The organism is Gordonia sp. J1A, from assembly GCF_055393515.1.
Genome location: NZ_AP041607.1, coordinates 3,273,398 through 3,289,854 on the forward strand (window position 1 = coordinate 3,273,398; position 16,457 = coordinate 3,289,854).

11 protein-coding genes, 1 tRNA gene, 2 pseudogenes and 1 other annotated feature are annotated in these 16,457 nt (G+C 66.8%); of the genes and pseudogenes, 3 read left to right on the forward strand and 11 right to left on the reverse strand.

Translation table 11 applies throughout. The features are described 5' to 3' along the window. From pknB to ACZ5QD_RS15325, 7 genes are all read right to left on the reverse strand, one after another. Nucleotides 1–1,917: a Stk1 family PASTA domain-containing Ser/Thr kinase gene (gene pknB, locus ACZ5QD_RS15295; RefSeq protein ID WP_222110797.1), complete on the reverse strand. Its 1,917-nt coding sequence runs from the start codon at nucleotides 1,915–1,917 to the stop codon at nucleotides 1–3. Between the two features lie 6 nt (nucleotides 1,918–1,923). Further along, nucleotides 1,924–3,264: a protein kinase domain-containing protein gene (locus tag ACZ5QD_RS15300; RefSeq protein WP_006896811.1), complete on the reverse strand. Its 1,341-nt coding sequence runs from the start codon at nucleotides 3,262–3,264 to the stop codon at nucleotides 1,924–1,926. Then, nucleotides 3,261–4,763, reverse strand: coding sequence for a peptidoglycan D,D-transpeptidase FtsI family protein (locus tag ACZ5QD_RS15305; RefSeq protein WP_006896812.1), 1,503 nt, complete (start codon nucleotides 4,761–4,763; stop codon nucleotides 3,261–3,263). The genes ACZ5QD_RS15300 and ACZ5QD_RS15305 overlap by 4 nt, the downstream gene beginning before the upstream one ends. Next, entirely contained in the window at nucleotides 4,760–6,187 is a 1,428-nt protein-coding gene (locus ACZ5QD_RS15310; RefSeq protein WP_006896813.1) for an FtsW/RodA/SpoVE family cell cycle protein, read from the reverse strand. Before ACZ5QD_RS15310 ends, ACZ5QD_RS15305 begins: the two co-directional genes overlap by 4 nt. Further along, nucleotides 6,184–7,659: a PP2C family protein-serine/threonine phosphatase gene (locus ACZ5QD_RS15315; protein ID WP_464366915.1), complete on the reverse strand. Its 1,476-nt coding sequence runs from the start codon at nucleotides 7,657–7,659 to the stop codon at nucleotides 6,184–6,186. The genes ACZ5QD_RS15310 and ACZ5QD_RS15315 overlap by 4 nt, the downstream gene beginning before the upstream one ends. After that, nucleotides 7,656–8,120 (reverse strand): FHA domain-containing protein FhaB/FipA, encoded by a 465-nt coding sequence (locus ACZ5QD_RS15320; RefSeq protein ID WP_006896815.1) that lies wholly within the window; start codon nucleotides 8,118–8,120, stop codon nucleotides 7,656–7,658. Before ACZ5QD_RS15320 ends, ACZ5QD_RS15315 begins: the two co-directional genes overlap by 4 nt. Before the next feature lie 111 nt (nucleotides 8,121–8,231). Further along, the gene (locus ACZ5QD_RS15325) at nucleotides 8,232–9,482 is read right to left on the reverse strand and encodes a DUF3662 and FHA domain-containing protein (protein ID WP_006896816.1); all 1,251 of its coding nucleotides are present in this window, start codon (nucleotides 9,480–9,482) and stop codon (nucleotides 8,232–8,234) included. 261 nt (nucleotides 9,483–9,743) lie between these two features. Between ACZ5QD_RS15325 and ACZ5QD_RS15330 the strand changes: the two genes are divergently transcribed. Beyond that, nucleotides 9,744–9,826 (forward strand) — tRNA-Leu (locus ACZ5QD_RS15330). A 128-nt stretch (nucleotides 9,827–9,954) separates the two neighbouring features. Here ACZ5QD_RS15330 and ACZ5QD_RS15335 read toward each other — a convergent pair. Then, a pseudogene (locus ACZ5QD_RS15335) lies at nucleotides 9,955–10,560 on the reverse strand (IS256 family transposase); the annotation flags it as partial. A gap of 85 nt (nucleotides 10,561–10,645) precedes the next feature. On the opposite strand from ACZ5QD_RS15335, the gene ACZ5QD_RS15340 reads away from it, so the two are divergent. Next, nucleotides 10,646–11,868 (forward strand): IS3 family transposase gene (locus ACZ5QD_RS15340; RefSeq protein WP_085948520.1). Its coding sequence is split into 2 segments (ribosomal slippage): nucleotides 10,646–10,925 and nucleotides 10,925–11,868, totalling 1,224 coding nucleotides; the frame shifts between segments, so codons are not numbered across the junction. Further along, nucleotides 10,915–11,048 (forward strand) — a sequence feature (AL1L pseudoknot). (Overlaps the previous gene by 134 nt.) 28 nt (nucleotides 11,869–11,896) lie before the next feature. Here ACZ5QD_RS15340 and ACZ5QD_RS15345 read toward each other — a convergent pair. From ACZ5QD_RS15345 to ACZ5QD_RS15355, 3 genes and pseudogenes are all read right to left on the reverse strand, one after another. Further along, nucleotides 11,897–12,457, reverse strand: a pseudogene (locus ACZ5QD_RS15345) (transposase-like zinc-binding domain-containing protein); the annotation flags it as partial. Between the two features lie 296 nt (nucleotides 12,458–12,753). Continuing rightward, complete coding sequence (locus ACZ5QD_RS15350) at nucleotides 12,754–14,646, reverse strand: alkyl/aryl-sulfatase (RefSeq protein ID WP_045537535.1); 1,893 nt, start codon at nucleotides 14,644–14,646, stop codon at nucleotides 12,754–12,756. Between the two features lie 294 nt (nucleotides 14,647–14,940). Continuing rightward, entirely contained in the window at nucleotides 14,941–15,270 is a 330-nt protein-coding gene (locus tag ACZ5QD_RS15355) for a hypothetical protein (RefSeq protein ID WP_045537527.1), read from the reverse strand. 277 nt (nucleotides 15,271–15,547) lie between these two features. On the opposite strand from ACZ5QD_RS15355, the gene ACZ5QD_RS15360 reads away from it, so the two are divergent. After that, the gene (locus tag ACZ5QD_RS15360) at nucleotides 15,548–16,447 is read left to right on the forward strand and encodes a hypothetical protein (RefSeq protein ID WP_045537525.1); all 900 of its coding nucleotides are present in this window, start codon (nucleotides 15,548–15,550) and stop codon (nucleotides 16,445–16,447) included. The last annotated feature ends 10 nt before the right edge of the window (nucleotides 16,448–16,457 follow it).

Consider the following 16,457-nt stretch of genomic DNA (forward strand, 5'->3'; position numbering starts at 1 on the left):
TCAGCCGGGGAGCAGGCTCGCCCGGCCGATGACCACCGACACCGTCGCGTTCTTGCGCAGCTTGCTGCCCGCGGCCGGGCTCTGCGAGATGACCTTGCCGTCGTCCTTGCTGGCGAGACCGACGCCGCGCTCGCTGGAGCTGAGAGTGTTCGGCTCCCAGCCCGCGTCCTCGAGCGCCCGCTGGGCGTCCTCGAGACTCTTGCCGCGCAGATCCGGCATCACGAACATGTTGCCGCGCGAGACCTGAACCTGGATCACGCTGCCGACCTCCACCGTCGCTCCGGGGTTGGGCGAGGTGCTGACCACCTGTCCCGCCGGAAGCTCGGAATCGACCTGCACGGTCTTCATCTCCAGTTGGAGCTGGTCGAGCACGTTCTGGGCCTGGCCGGAAGTCTGGCCGCGCAGGTCCGGAAGGGTGACCTCCTTGGGTCCGGTACCGATGTACAGGATCACCGGTGCGTTCACCGCCGCGGGAATGCCCGTGCGCGGATTGGTCCGGACCACCTTGTCCTTGAGCGCGACCGTGGATTCGGAGTTCTGCGTCTTCACCTCGGTGAATCCGAGCACCTTGAGAGCTTCGGTGGCCTCGTCGGCGGATTTGCCGCGCAGATCGGGGATGGGCTGTCGCTGGGGCCCGGACGAGATGTACAGCGTCACCTCGGAGCCCTTGGGGGTCGGGACGTCGTCGCCGGGCGCCGTCCGGGTGGCCAGGCCCGTCGCGATGTCGGTGCTGGCCTCCTCGGTCCGCTTCACCGTGAAGCCGGCCTGCTCCAGGTTCGCCTGTGCGGCGTCTGCGGCCAGCCCGGCGACTTTCGGAACGGCGATGAGCGGCGCCGTGGTCTTCCACGGCGACCACGCGAACAGACTGATCAGGAGCACGACGATCGCAGCGATAGCGATCGCCACCTGCACGCGCCCGCGCCGCAGCAGACCGCCGCGTCCTCCGGTCTCCTCCTCATCGCCGTCGTCTCCGGTTCCGCGACGGCTGGGCAGAGTCTCGTTGCGCACCGCGAGGCGCGGCGACTCGATGAGGGCGGTCTGCTCCTCGTCGGTCAGCAGCATCGGCGCGGACGGTTTGCCGCCGGCGAGGACCTTGATGAGGTCGGCGCGGAAATCGGCCGCGGTCTGGTACCGGTTGGCCGGGTTCTTGCTCATCGCCTTCATGATCACCGAATCGAGTTCGGGGGTGATCTCCGGCCGGATCGACGACGGGCGCCGCGGATCCTCGTGCACGTGCTGGTGGGCGACGGCGATCGGGGAGTCACCGGTGAACGGCGGTTCTCCGGTGACGAGTTCGAACAGCACGCAGCCCATCGAGTAGATGTCGCTGCGGGGATCGACCTTGATGCCGCGCGCCTGCTCGGGCGAGAGGTACTGCGCCGTCCCCATCACCGCGGACGTCTGCGTCATGGTCGCCGACGTATCGTCCATGGCGCGGGCGATGCCGAAGTCCATCACTTTCACCGCGCCCGTGCGGTCGATCATCACGTTGGCCGGCTTCATGTCGCGGTGGACGATGTTGTTCCGGTGCGAGAAGTCCATGGCCGCGGCCACGTCGGCCATCCAGGTCATCGCCTGCTTCTGCGCGATGTGTCCCGACGAGCGCAGCAGATCCCGCAGAGTCTCACCCTCCACGTACTCCATGACGATGAACGGCAGCGGGCCCTCGTCGGTCTCCGCTTCGCCGGTGTCGAAGACCTGCACGATGCTCGGGTGGTTCAGCTTCGCGGCGTTCTGCGCTTCGCGGCGGAACCGCAGATAGAACGTGGGGTCCCGGGCGAGATCGGCACGCAGGACCTTGATGGCCACGTCACGGTGCAGCAGCAGGTCGCGCGCGAACTGCACCTCGGACATACCGCCGAAACCGAGTGTCTCACCCAGCTCGTAGCGGTCAGAGAGATAGTGCGGATCGATCATGATCGCTCACCCCCCGCCGCCGGGCAGGCCCGGAATCGTGATCGGGGGGAACAACGGCCGCGTCGTCGGCTCCTCCGTCGTCGGCTCCTCGGAGGTCGTCGTCGGCTCCTCGGTGGTGGTGGGCTCCTCGGTGGTGGTGGTCGTGGGCGTGTCCGACGTCGTCTCACGAGTCCGGGTTGTGGTCTCGTCGGTCGTGGTCTCCCGCTCGGTCACCGTGGTGGTGACGTGCGAAGACGAGGGCGTCGGTGCGGTGGGCGTGCGAGGGCTGGTGGTGAGCCAGTAGGCGACGAGCGCGATGGCTGCGAGCAGCAGCAGTGCGGCCACCGCCGTGAGCACCTTGTGCGTGGTGCTCCATCCGCCGTCGTCGACCGGCGTGGCGGCCGTCGAGACGCCGGTCTGCGGCGGCTGCTGCTGGCCGGGCGAAGTCATCGCACGGGTCGACGGGCGCGGTGCCGCGGCAGCGGCGGCGACTCCGGCGGCGCCGAGAGCGCTCCGGGGAATCGGCGGACGGTTGCCCGCGCGGACCGCGGCGACGGCGTCGGCGAACTCGCCGCCGGTCGCATACCGCTGCGCGGGGTCCTTCGACAGCGTGATCTCGATGAGTTCACGCACCGGTGCCGGCAGGGTCTGCGGCAGCGGCGGCGGAGGCTCCTGAATGTGCTTCATCGCGACGGTGATGGCACCGTCGCCCAGGAAGGGCCTGCGGCCGGTGAGCGCCTCGTATCCCACTACGCCGAGCGAGTACACGTCCGATGCGGCGGTCGCCTCGCCCCCGGTGGCCTGCTCCGGAGAGATGTACTGGGCGGTGCCCATCACCATGCCCGTCTGGGTGACGGGCGCGGCGTCGACCGCCTTGGCGATGCCGAAGTCGGTGATCTTGACCTGACCGGTGGGCGTGATGAGGATGTTGCCCGGCTTCACGTCGCGGTGCACGAGACCCGCCGTGTGCGCGGCCTGCAGTGCGCGGCCGGTCTGCTCCAGCATGTCGAGGGTGTGCGGCAGCGAGAGGTGGCCCATCCGGGCGATCACCGAGTTCAGCGGCTCACCGTCGACGAGTTCCATCACCAGGTAGGCCAGCGGGTCGCCGCCGTTGCGATCGGGGGTCTCGCCGTAGTCGAAGACGTTGGCGATGCCCGGATCGTTGAGCCGCGCGGTGGTCTGCGCTTCGGTGCGGAACCGGCCGAGGAACTCCGAATCGTTGGAGTACTCGGCCTTGAGCACCTTGACCGCCACCCGGCGGCCGAGACGTGTGTCCAGGGCTTCCCAGACCTGGCCCATGCCACCAGTGGCGATCAACCGGACCAGTCGGTACCGGTCGGCGATGATGGTGCCGTTCTGCAGGCTCATCGAGCACCTCCCGCGTATGCGTTGATGACAGCGCGTCCGATCGGGGCCGCTGCGAGGCCGCCGTACGAATTCTGTCCCCTATTGCCGTTTTCAATGATGACCGCGACCGCGATCCGTGCGTTCGAACTCGGCGAGAACGCGATGTACCAGGCGTACGGCGTCTCACCTCCGCCGGCCGTGTCCGAATGCTCTGCGGTGCCCGTCTTGGACGCGATGCCCGCCTGGGCGCCGGACGTGTGCTGCTCCGACTTCACCATCATGTCGGTGATCTGATCGGCCTCCTCGGCCGTCAGCGGCCGGTTGAACGCCGACGGCGCCGTGGTGGAGATGGTCCGCAGGTCGGCGGTCTGCAGCTTGTCGACGAGATACGGGCGCATGCGGACGCCGCCGTTGGCGACGGTCGCGGCGATCTCCGCGTTCTCCAGGACGGTCAGCCGCACATCGCGCTGTCCGATCGCCGACTGCGCCAGCGCGGCCCGATCGTCGCCGATGTCGCCGACGGTCGACTTCGCGACGTCCATCGGAATCCCCGGGGGATCCTCGCCGACGCCGAACTGCTTGGCCGTGGCGGTGAACTCCTCCGACGCGTCACCCGGCACCTTCTCGGTCATCAGCTGGGCGAAGGCGGTGTTGCACGAGTACTCGAAGGCCTGCGTCAGGGTCACCGTGCCGTTCGAGGCGCCGGGACACGTGCTGCCGCTGTCGTTCGAGAGGGTCGCGGTGCTGTCGGGAAGCGTGATGACCGACGACGACGTCAGCCGTGCGTCCGGCGACACCCCGGCCTTGAGCGCGGTCGCAGTGGTGACCACTTTGAAGGTCGAACCCGGCGGATACAGCGCGTTGATCGCACGATTGGTCAGCGGATCGTCGTTCCCCTCCGCGTTGAACTTCTCCCACGCCTTCTCGGCCTTGCTGAAGTCCTGGGTGGCCAGCGCGTTCGGGTCGTAGCTGGGAGTGGACGCGAGCGCGAGGATCTTGCCGGTGCTCGGTTCGAGCGCGACCACCGCGCCGCGGCACGGCCCCTCGCAGCCGGCGTCGGTGAGTTCGCGGTAGGCCACTCGCTGCAGCTTCGGGTCGATGGTCGTCACGACGTTGCCGCCGCGCGGATCGCGGCCGGAGAACATGTCCATGAACCGCTGGGTGAAGAGGCGGTCGTCGTTGCCGTTGAGGATCGAGTCCTCGGCGTACTCGATGCCGCGGTCGGCCCGGTACACGAACGAGAAGTAGCCGGTGACCGGGGCGAACGTCGTCGGATCGTTCGGGTACTGGCGCAGGTACTTGAAGCGGTTGTCGGTGGGGACCGATTCCGCGAGCACTGTGCCGTCCGCGGCTACGATCACGCCGCGCTGACGCGCGTACTCGTCGAGCAGGACACGTGAGTTGCGCGTGTCGGTGCGGAGCTTGTCGGCCTTGAAGACCTGCACGTAGGTCACGTTGGCGAGCAGGGCCACGATCATGACGATGCAGGCGATGGCGACCTTCTGAATGGGACGGTTCACTGGCGACGCACCGCCCGGGTGGCCATCGCGTCGACCGGACGGCTCGGGCGCGGCTTCGGAACGTCGGGCTCGCGCGAGGCGTTCGAGACCCGGATCAGCAGTGCCAGGAGGATGTAGTTCGCCAGCAGCGACGAGCCACCGTAGGCCAGGAACGGTGTCGTCAGACCGGTGAGCGGGATCAGCTTGGAGACGCCGCCCAGGACGACGAAGACCTGGAAGACGATCGTGAAGCTCAGGCCGGCGGCGAGCAACTTGCCGAAGCTGTCGCGGACGGCGACTGCCGCGCGGAGTCCGCGGATCGTGACGATCAGGTAGAGCATCAGGATCGCCGCCACGCCGACCAGTCCGAGTTCCTCGCCGAACGAGGTCAGGATGAAGTCGGTGTTGGCGAACGGCACGATGTTGGGACGCCCGGAACCGAGTCCGGTGCCGAACATGCCGCCCGTCGCGAAGCCGAACAGGCTCTGCGCGATCTGATATCCGTACGTGTCGTACTGCGCGAACGGGTCCTGCCAGATGGAGACGCGGATCCGGAGGTGCTCGAACAGCTGGTAGGCCACCGTGGCGCCGAGGGCGAACAGCGTGACGCCCAGCATCAGCCAGCTCACCCGCGAGGTGGCGATGTACAGCATCGTCAGCACCGTCGCGAAGATCAGCAGCGGCGTGCCGAGGTCGTTCTCGAGCGCGAGGACGCCGATCGCGATCACCCACGCCGCCAGCAGCGGACCGAGGTCGCGCAGGCGGGGGAAGTCGATGCCGGCGAACTGCTTGCCCGCAGTGGTGAACAGGTCGCGCCGGGACACCAGGAACGCCGCGCTGAAGATGATGATGAGGATCTTCGAGAACTCACCCGGCTGGATGCTGAACCCCGGGAGGATGATCCAGTTCCGCGAGCCGTTGACCTCGGCCATCGACGCGGGCAGGATCGCCGGGATGGCGAGGAAGATCAGCCCGCTGACACCCAGGGTGTACGCGTAGCGCGACAGCGTCCGATGGTCGCGCACCACCATCAGGGTGACGCAGAACGCGACGATGCCGAGGACCGCCCACAGCAACTGCTGGTCGGCGTTGTGGGTCACCTCGTCGGCCTTGACGACTTCGTCGTGCCGTGACGATCCCAGGTCCAGACGGTGGATCATCACCAGGCCGAGGCCGTTGAGCAGGGCCACGCACGGCAGCAGCAGCGGATCGGCGTAGGGAGCGAACCGGCGGATCGCCAGGTGCGCGACGCCGAAGAGCGCGATGAAGGCCGCGACGTACTTGACCAGATCCCAGCTGAGGGTCTGGTCCTGCGCGGCCTGAACCGTCAAGAGTGCCGCGAAGACCACGAAGACGGCGAACGAGAGCAGCACCAGCTCGGTGCGCCGTCCCGCGCTCTTGGGCCGCGGAGCGGGAGGTGCGTGGACAGGTGGAGCCGACGTCATCCGTCGCTCCTGCAGGTGTTGTGGCCGTCCGCACCGACCGTCGGAATGGGCGCAGACGAGGTCTCACCGGACTTCGGCGCACCGCTGGGTTTCGGGGCCTCCGGCTTCGACGTCTCGGGCCTGGGCGTCTCCGACCGCGGCTCGCCCGGCTTGGGTGCTTCGGGCTTGGGAGTCGCCGGCGGCTCGGGCGGTGCGCACTTGGGCAGGAACTCGAGTCCGCGGACGCGGTCCCGGGTGCTCTCGAGTGAGTTGTTCTTGATGCTGTTGGAGGTCACGGCGCTGCGGCCGATACCGGTGAGGTCGTCGACCTTCATCGGCGTGCACGACGCGGTCGAGTCGGACGGCTGGAACCGGACGGTCGGCGAGTCGGCGGTCAGGTCGTCGACGCAGACCCGCTCCTTCGGCGCCCGCACTGTGAAGAACAGCAGGTTGTCGGGGGTTCCGGAGTAGATCTCGACGTTGCCGTCGACCGCGGTGACGAAGGTGCTCGCCATCGCCTTCGACCGCACCACGAAGAACGCGGTCACCAGAAGTCCGATGATCGAGAGGACCGCGATGATGAGGACCGGCCAGCGCCAGCTCGCCTTCTTGGCGGGCTCGGGTTCGGTGGCGGTGATGGTCGGGCGCGCCGGTGCGGGTGCGGGCGGGCGGAGGGCGGCCGCGCGACCGGCCGCCGTGGCCGGATTGGGGACGTATCCCGCGGAATCGTCCTCGCCCGCGGCGCCGCCGACGATCGGCGTCGAGTCGCCGTACTCGTCGTCGACGACGTCGGCCACCACGACGGTCACGTTGTCCGGACCGCCGCTGCGCAGTGCCAGCTCGATCAGCCGGTCGGCGCAGGCCTTGTGGTCCTCGATGGAACCGAGGGTATCGGCCAGCGTCTCTTCGCTGACGACGTCCGACAGCCCGTCGCTGCAGAGCAGGTAGCGGTCGCCGGCCCGGGCTTCGCGCATGATGAGTGTCGGTTCCACGGCCTGCCCCGTCAGGGCGCGCATGATCAGGGAGCGCTGCGGGTGGCTGTGAGCCTGCTCGGGGGTGATCCGGCCTTCGTCGACCAGACTCTGGACGAAGGTGTCGTCACGCGTGATCTGGCTCAGCTGGCCGTCGCGGTACAGGTAGCCGCGGGAGTCGCCGACATGGCACAGGCCGATCCGGCTGCCGGCGAAGAGAATGGCGGTGAGCGTGGTGCCCATGCCGTCGAGTTCGGGTTGCTTGGCGACTTGCTCGGCGATGGCCGCGTTGCCGTCGGCGGTGGCGCGTTCGAGTGCCGACAGGAGATCGCCGCCGGGCTCGTCGTTGTCGAGCGGTCGCAGCGCCTGGATCACCAGTTGGCTGGCGACCTCGCCCGCCGCGTGACCGCCCATGCCGTCGGCCAGCGCGAGGAGTCGCGCGCCGGCGTAGACGGAGTCTTCGTTGTTCGAGCGGACCAGGCCGCGGTCGCTCCGCGCGATGTAGCGCAGCACTAGGGTCACGGGCGTAACTCAATCACGGTCTTGCCGACCCGGATCGGTGTGTTGATCGGAGCGCGGACGGCGGTGGTCACCTTGGCACGGTCGAGGTACGTGCCGTTCGTCGAACCGAGGTCTTCGACATACCAGTCGTCACCGCGCGGAGAGATGCGCGCATGACGCTCTGAGGCGTAATCGTCGGTGAGAACCAGCGTGGAATCGTCGGCCCGCCCGATCAGGACCGGTTGCGTGCCGAGGGTGATGCGGGTGTTGGCGAGAGCGCCCGCCGTCACCACCAGATAGCGCGCGGTACCGCGGGATCGCGCGGCCCGCTGCTTGCGCTCGGCTCGTCCGGAGGTCAACGGCATCCGTGCGCCACCGGCCGCGGCCAGATCGGCGCGCATCGCCCGGATGATGGCGTACACGAAAAGCCAGAGCAGGATGAGGAATCCGAATCGGATCACCTGCAGCAGGATGCCCTGCATCTACTCCCATCACCTCCCTCACAGACGGGTATCCGGTTCCTCGTACCCCCGGATGCATTCAACGGTCGGGTGACCGTGCAGTCACCCGATGAGCATCTTATGCGGAAACTACTACTGGAACCGGACGGTGATGTCCGAGTGGCCGAGCCGGATGCGGTCGCCGTCGGCGAGCTCCCAGCTGCTGACCTGCAGGTCGTTGACGGTGGTTCCGTTGGTCGAGTTGAGGTCGGTCAGCATGGCGGTCTGACCGTCCCAGCGGATCTCGACATGGCGGCGCGAGACGCCGGTGTCGGGCAGGCGGAACTGCGCGTCCTGACCGCGGCCGACCACATTGGAGCCCTGCCGCAGGGAGAAGGTGCGGTTGCTGCCGTCCTCCAGCACGAGGGTGATGGCCGACGGCGCGTAGCCGGCCGGCTGACCGTAGGCGGCCGGAGCGTACCCCTGCTGCTCGTAGGGCGGCTGCTGCGGAGCGTACTGCTGGTCGTACGCGGGCTGTCCGTACTGCGGCTGGCCGTAGCCCGGCTGCGCGTACTGCTGGTCGTAGCCGCCCTGGTCGTACTGCGGCTGCTGGCCGTAACCCTGCTGGCCCTGGTCGTAACCCTGCTGGTCGTACGGGGGCTGCTGGGCGTAGCCGGGCTGCTGGTTGTAGTCGTACTGCTGGCCGTAGCCCTGATCGGCCGGCTGCTGCGGGTACTGCTGCGCCTGTTGCTGTCCGTATGCCTGCTGGTCGTAGCCGCCCTGATCGTACTGCGGCTGCTGGCCGTACGGCTGCTGCGGTTCCTGACCCTGCTGCGGATACCCGCCCTGCTGGTTGTAGTCGTACTGCGGGTAGTTCGGATCGCCCTGCGGGGCGTAGCCGTAGTTCTGGCCGCCCTGGTCGTTTCCGGGGGGATTTGTCATGGCTCGGGCTCCTCGGTCGAGACTTTCAGGTCGGTATGTCGGCTGCTGCTCCGCCGGCGCACGGCGCTGTGCCAGTGGTCGTGGCGCGACGTCGGGGTCGACGACGCCACGAGTGTGGAACTGACCGGTGTGCAACGACGGCGCTTGTTCGAACTCTACGACGACAGACCCGTAAGTCTGCCACCCATTGTCCCGGATGAAGTCCTCCAAATGGCGCGAGAAGATCTTCCGGTTCAGTTCGTACTCGGTTGCGACGTGATCAAGATCCGAGTCGCTCAGCGTCACCACGTAGCTGTTGGCCACCAAGGTCGCGCCGTCGCCCAGGTCTTCGGCCGAGGTCTCGGCCTCCCGCTGCAGGGCGTGCTCGATCTCCTGCGGTGCGACCTTGCCGCCGAAGACCCGGGCGAACCCGCCGTCCACGGCGGACTCGAGCTTGCGCTCGATCCGGTCAAAGAAACCCACGAGATCTCGTGCCCTTTCCCTCGGTTGGCGTGTCGACGTGCATACCTTGTCTCAACATGTTACCGGCCGGAAAGACATGACGGAGACTCGTGAATGACTCCTGTACCGGGCGTCACAGGAGTAACAGGTGGGGCAGGCGGGCCCCAAGGTGCGTCGTCGCAGGTCATCACCTCTGTGAAGGCGTGGTTTTTCATTTGGCCGGGTGTGCGTGCTATCTTTTTCAAGTCCACACGGACGCCGGTCGTTCGATCGACCAGCCACGGGCGAGTGGCGGAATGGCAGACGCGCTGGCTTCAGGTGCCAGTGTCCTTCGGGACGTGGGGGTTCAAGTCCCCCTTCGCCCACAGTTGTGATGAGTCGCGACATCGTTTACACACGATGTCGCGACTCATTGCTTTTCCGGGGGGTTCAGGGTTAAAGGGTGGGTTAAAGGCCAGAATGTGTGTACGGTTCGGGCGTGGCGTCGGGTGGTTTACCGGTTTCGGCCTCCCCATCCGTGTTGGATGCCGTTGCCGTCTTCCCAGTTGAAGCCTGTGTCGTAGGCGGCGGGCCCGATCTGCTCGTCCTCGACGGGCGTTTCCTTCGGTCGCTGCGGTGGTGGGTTGTGGTGCTCTTCGCGGACCAGGCTCCACGGATCGTGTGGGTGGGCGGTGAGGCTGTTGAGCTTCCATTCGGCGGCTCGGCGGGCGTGCTCGGTCAGAAGTCCTCGGTGAGCGCGGAACAGGTCTTTGAGAGCTTTGTTGGGGCCGCCTTCGAGCGGTGAGGTGGTCCGCGGCAGGGGGTGCTCTTCATCGGTCAGGCGGGGGTCGATCCAGGTGAACAGGTGCTCTTCTGAGATCAGCCGCCGGAACAGTCCTCGGGTCTTGCGTAGGTCGCGGTGGGTGTACCACCAGGTGCTGGTCTCGGCGACGCCCTTCGGGCGCACAGTGTGCGGGCGGGCGTAGGTCCGGTGCCGGAGGAATCGGTCGTGCTTGATTTCCCAGTCGTTGTAGGCCTGAAGCCAGAGCACGGCCTGCTCGGAATTGCGGATGTTCATCAAAGCGGTTGTCAGAGTGACAATTTCACGGGCAGCATCGAGTGAATCGTCCCGGGTTTGATGGAGGCAGGTTTGACCGTGAAGCGCCCTGGGTTCCGTTCCGAGTCTCAGCAAGGAGAATCGGAGTATGCCCAAGAAGTTCAGTCCAGAGCTGCGTGAGCGTGCCGTGCGCATGGTCTACGACCGCCAAGCCCGCGAGGGCGGCCCTCGCGCAGCATCGATCCGTGCCGTCGCGCCGCAGCTCGGTGTCGGCACAGAGACGCTGCGGATCTGGTGCAATCGCTACGGCGCCACCGAGCCGGTCGGACCGGGAGAGCCGCTCGAGGAGGAGAATCGCCGTCTCCGGCGGGAGCTCGCCGAGGCGCGACGTGCGAACGAGATCCTGAAGGCCGCCTCAGCGTTTTTCGCAGCGGAACTCGACCGCCCCACGACGAAATGATCGCGTTCGTCGACATGCATCGCGAGAAGTTCGGGGTCGAGGCCATCTGCCGCATCCTCAGTGCGACAGAATGTGGGTTCATCACCTCCCGCGGATACCGCGCTGCCAAGAACAGGCCGGCCTCCGCTCGCAGCGTTCGGGACGAGATGCTGGCGGAGGAGGTGCAGCGGATTCATCAGGCGAACTACAGCGTCTATGGGGTCCGGAAGATGTGGCACGCAATGCGCCACGCAGGATGGAACGTCGGTCGCGACCAGGTCGCGAGGCTGATGAAGATCGCCGGCCTGCAGGGCGTTCGCCGAGGTCGAAAGCCCGTCACCACCTGCTCCGCAGACGGAGATGACCAGCGCCCGGACCTCGTTGAACGGCGGTTCGTCGCGGATCGACCGCAGCAGCTTTGGGTCGCCGACATCACCTACGTCCGGATGCTCTCCGGGTTCTGCTACGTCGCATTCGTTACCGATGTCTTCAGTCGCAGAATTGTCGGCTGGGCGGTCGCGCCCACGCTCCACACGGAGTCTCTGCCATTGCTCGCACTGGAGCATGCACTGCAGTCCACCGGGGTGAGCAGGAACGAAAGCGGATTGATCCACCATTCCGACAGGGGTAGTCAATACGTTTCGCTCGCCTATTCGGACGCTCTGCTCGCCGCGGGAGTTACGGCTTCAGTAGGTACCGTCGGCGATAGCTACGATAACGCGCTGGCCGAGACAGTGAACGGCCTATACAAGGCGGAGTTGATCTACTCCAAGCGGATCTGGGAGTCAGTCAGCGAGGTTGAGCTCGCCACGATGGGCTGGGTCCACTGGTGGAACACCTCCCGGCTCCACGAAGCTCTCGGCTACCGCACCCCGGCGAACGTCGAAGCGACCTACACTCACACCACGACGACCGCGCCCGCGACCGTGTAACCACGGAACGAAACCCAGGGCGCTTCAGTCGGGGTTTGAAGGTGTGGTGGCGGCGCACGGTCTGGAAGATGTGGAAGTAGCAGCGCTGGACTCGAGTGGTGGGCCAATCGTCAGCGATCGCGGCGAGCAGGCCGCGGCCACCGTCGATGACCGCGACGTGCGGGGCGGGTTGGCGTTGCAGGATTTGCTGCCAGGCGATCTTCTTCTCGCGGTCGCACCATTGCCAGTCGACGACGTGGGTGCCGTCGAAGGCGATCAGCAGGCACCAGGATTGGAAGTAGGTGCCATCGAGCATCAATACCTGGGCCGGCTCAGTCGGGGGTGCAGGTGGTGGGACTTCGATGTTCCAGCACCAGGAGCGTGATCGGCGGAACGTGCGGGCGCTGATGTGGTCGGGTTGTCGGCCGTGCAGGAGCCAGGTGAGGAACGCGGTGAGTTCGGCTTTGCGGGTGATGTCGGGGCGTTTCTGGGTGCTGGAGGCGCCGCAGTCTTTGCAGCGCCAGCGGGTGCGGCCGGCGCTGGTGGTTCCGTTCTTGACGAGCTTGCGGCCGCATACACCACATGAGGGGGAATTCCGAGAACCTGACACCGAACATGCTTTCAAAGCATGTCCGGCGCACTGTCAGTCGAGGTCAGACACCGGAAACCAGCGTATCTGTACACACATTTTGGCCTTTAACCCCCGGAAACGCCCGAGACCTTTAACCACCCGATGGCTTGAGACCCAAGACCGGTAGGGCGAATCCTCTTGGTCGCAGCACGCACAAGACTGCCAGGACTGCCCACCTCCGCACGCGGAGGCGGGCAGTCCTGTGCGTGCACCTGCACGCTCGCGCCGCTTTCGTGACTGCCCCGGAGTGACGTGGTCAAACGCCCCGCGTTGGATCAGGGCGTGACGATGGAGAAGTCGGGGTCGCCCGGATCGATGACCGAGGCGAGTCGTTCCAGCACCGTCGTGTCACCGCTGAGTTCGATGCCCGCCTCGGTGAGACGGTCGGCGGAGAGGGCTCCGGTGGCGAGCACCGGAAGCGCCTGCTTCGTGGTCGTGATCGTCAGCTCCGCGTCACCGCTCTGGGGTGCGGAACTGTAGGTCAGGGCGCCGTTGGACAGCCGGAGCCGGTAGCGAACGTCGGCGTCGGTGAGCACGACGTCGATGCTCAGCTTCAGTTCCCACGCGCGCGGACCGTTGATCTGGATCGCGACAGCGTCGAAGAGCATCTCAGGGGTGAGCGCGGAGATCACGTCGGGCGACGCCGAGACGGTCGGCGTGCCGAACTTGCCTTCGCGGAGCTCGGTGGCGCCGGACAGGTAGATGTTGCGCCACACGCCGTTCTCGCATCCGTAGCCGAGCTGCTCGAAGGTATCGGCCAGGAGGGTGCGGGCCCCGGCGTGGTCGGGCTCGGCGAACACGACGTGACTGAGGACCTCCGCGGCCCATCGGAAGTCGCCTTCGTCGAAGGCCGCCTGGGCGTTCGCTACGGCCGCATCGGCGCCGCCCGCGAGCTTGACGTAGCGCTTGCCCTGCGCGACCGGCGGATGCTGCCAGAGGTGGGCCGGGTTGCCGTCGTACCAGCCCATGTATCGCTGGTAGATCGCCTTGAGATTGTGGCTCACCGAGCCGTAGTAGCCGCGCGCATGCCAGGCGTTCTCCAGCACGGGCGGGAGTTCGAGGTGCTCGGCGATCTCGATTCCGGTCCAGCCCTGGTTGATCAGCCGCAGCGACTGGTCGTGCAGGTAGGCGTAGAGGTCGCGCTGCTCGGAGAGGAACTTGACCACGCGCTCGTTGCCCCACGTCGGCCAGTGATGAGAGGCGAAGACCACCTCGGCCTCGCCGCCCCACAGGTCGATGGTCTCGGTCAGGTATCCGGCCCACGCATGCGGGTCACGCACCAGCGCGCCACGCAGAGTCAGCAGGTTGTGGAGCGTGTGGGTGGCGTCCTCGGCCGCGCACAGCGCCTTGTGCTCGGGGAAGTAGACCAGGAACTCGGCCGGCGCCTCGGTGCCCGGGGCCATCTGGAAGACCATTCGGACGCCGTCGACGACTTCTTCCTGGCCGGTGGTGGTGATGTCGAGTGTCGGCGCGATCAGAGTGATGTTGCCGGTGGCGACGGTCTGCGCCAGACCGGTTCCGATGGCGCCCTGGGGGCCGCGAGCGAGGGCTGCACCGAACATGTACGCAGATCGGCGGGCCATGGCAGTGCCCGCGTAGACGTTCTCCGACGCGGCGTGCTCGGTGAAGTGCTCGGGGGCGATGACCGGAACTCGGCCCGAGTCCACGTCCTCCTGACTCACGATGCCGCGAACACCGCCGAAGTGGTCGACGTGCGGATGGGTGTAGAGCACGCCGGTGACGGGCCGGTCGCCGCGGTGTTCGCGGTACAACTCCAGTGCGGCCGCGGCCGTCTCCTCGGTCACCAGCGGGTCGAGGACCAGAACACCGGTGTCGCCCTCGATGAAAGTGACGTTGGAAAGATCGAACCCGCGAACCTGGTAGATCCCAGGAACGACTTCGAAGAGGCCCTGGATCGAGTTCAGCTGCGACTGTCGCCACAGGTTCGGATTCGCGGTGTCGGGGGCTTCGCCCTGCAGGAAGTCGTAGGTGTCGTTGTCCCACACCACGGTTCCCTCGGCGTTCCTGATCGCATTCGGAACGCGCTTGCCGAGCAGACCGCGATTGGCGTCCTCGAAATCCTGCGTGTCAGAGAACGGAAGCCGTTCTCGAAGTGCGGCGTTCTGCGCGATGATGGTGGCCGTCGCCTCGCGTGAATTGGATGACATCATTTCCTCTCATAAACCGCCGGTTCGGCTTCACCGTAGGTCCGCACGATCGGACTCAGTGGAACCACTCACCGGCAACGGGTGACCATCCCAGGGCGAAGACTGCACATCCGGAATTCGCGGTGTCGAGTGCGCCGAACTCCTGAGAGATGCCAGGATCACCACACGTCTACCGAGTGGTGTGGGAGTCCTCGGCCACGTCTCGGAGATTCTCGGGATCCCGGCGAACTGCGCGACAACCGAGCGGTACCGCACAGCGACTCCACCGGCACGATCATCCACCCGAGCCGTTGTTCAGGGCGCCGAGGCGGCCATGAAAGGCAGGATCAGCGCCGGCAGCATCATGGTCAGCAGCAGCCAACCGACGCCCTGCCACTCCACCCAGCTGCGTCCACGGCGGTATGCACGGAAGGCCATCGCCAGAGCGACGAGGCCGCCCACCCCCAGGACTCCGGGGACGGCGGCCGCCAAACCGATCGGGGCGCCGCCGATCACGAAGGCGACCAGTACACCCAATGCGATCACCACAACGGCGCCGAGGAACAGCGCCGGCGACCTCAAGTCCTTCGGGTGGCCCCAGCGCTTCTCCGCATCTCTGCGCGCGGCGTCCGGCCTGCTGTTCATGCCGGACGGATACCCACGTGAGGCCGGGATCAACCATCCTGTGGCCCGGAGTTTGATCCACGTCACAGTCGGGTATCCGACACCAGGTTCCCCGTGTCGGGGACGAGGTGGACAGGAGTGACGATATGGCTTCTACTGCACCGGGATCGGTTCCTGGATCGCCGGCTCGACGCCGATTGACCTCCGGTCACCTCGCCGATCGCGACGTGGTCGTTCACAACGGTCTGCGCACGGCGTCGACGGGCTCCGCCGTCGCCACGACGATCACGTCAGTCCGATGAGGGCCGCGTCATCGGTCGATCGCCCGCTGCTCCCGCCCGCTCGAGGCCCGGTCTCCGACGTGGTGATCGACTGTCTTCGGCGGAACCGCGAAGCGGCGGTCATCTCGTACGACCGGACCGTGTGTCTCTCCGAAGCGTGGTCCGACGACGCGATGCTCGCGCTCGTGGTTCTTCACGAACTCCACTACCGCGGGTGGCACGGGGTCGACTCGGAACGTTGTTCGGACCGGCATCTGACGAAGATTCGCCTGCTCCTCGAAGATCGATTCTTCACGAAGGTCTCATCGAGGTATTGCGGCGCTCGGGGTTCGACGCGCGGGGTGCCGAGCACCGAGCCCGCACACTCGTCCGGCGGCGACGCCTTTCTCGCGCTGGACGGGTATCTCGCCGAGGTGGCCGATCTGCGGGAGTTCGCCGACTATTTCGCGGTGGGCTCGTTGTTGTCTCCGCGGGGTTCGTCGTCGCAGCGGGAAGTGTTCGACGGAGTACTCGAATCGTTCGGGCTCGACACGGGCTATCTGGCTTACCTGCCGACGGCACCGGCTGCGGCGCTCGGCCCGCTGGTATTGACCGATTGCGTGCGAATACGGCCGACGTGGCGCAGCGCTGCGGTCGGCCGTGCCACCGCGGCGGAAGTGAACGCCACGACGAGGTCCGCCGGCATCCTCCTCGGACTGCAACGGCTCGGAGCGGCCGACGCCGCGATCCATCGCTATCTCGCGCAACTGCAGGGACAGGCAGGCCCTTCAGGAGACGTGCGTCGAACCGGCCTCGACACCTTCGAACCCGGTGAGCAGGAGGTGGTCGCGGGTATGCGCGCCCATCAGACCGTGGAGGAACGATTGTCGATCGCCTTCCGCGACGCCTGGCGCCGCGGCCGCACACTGGTGACCTGACCGCTCCGCA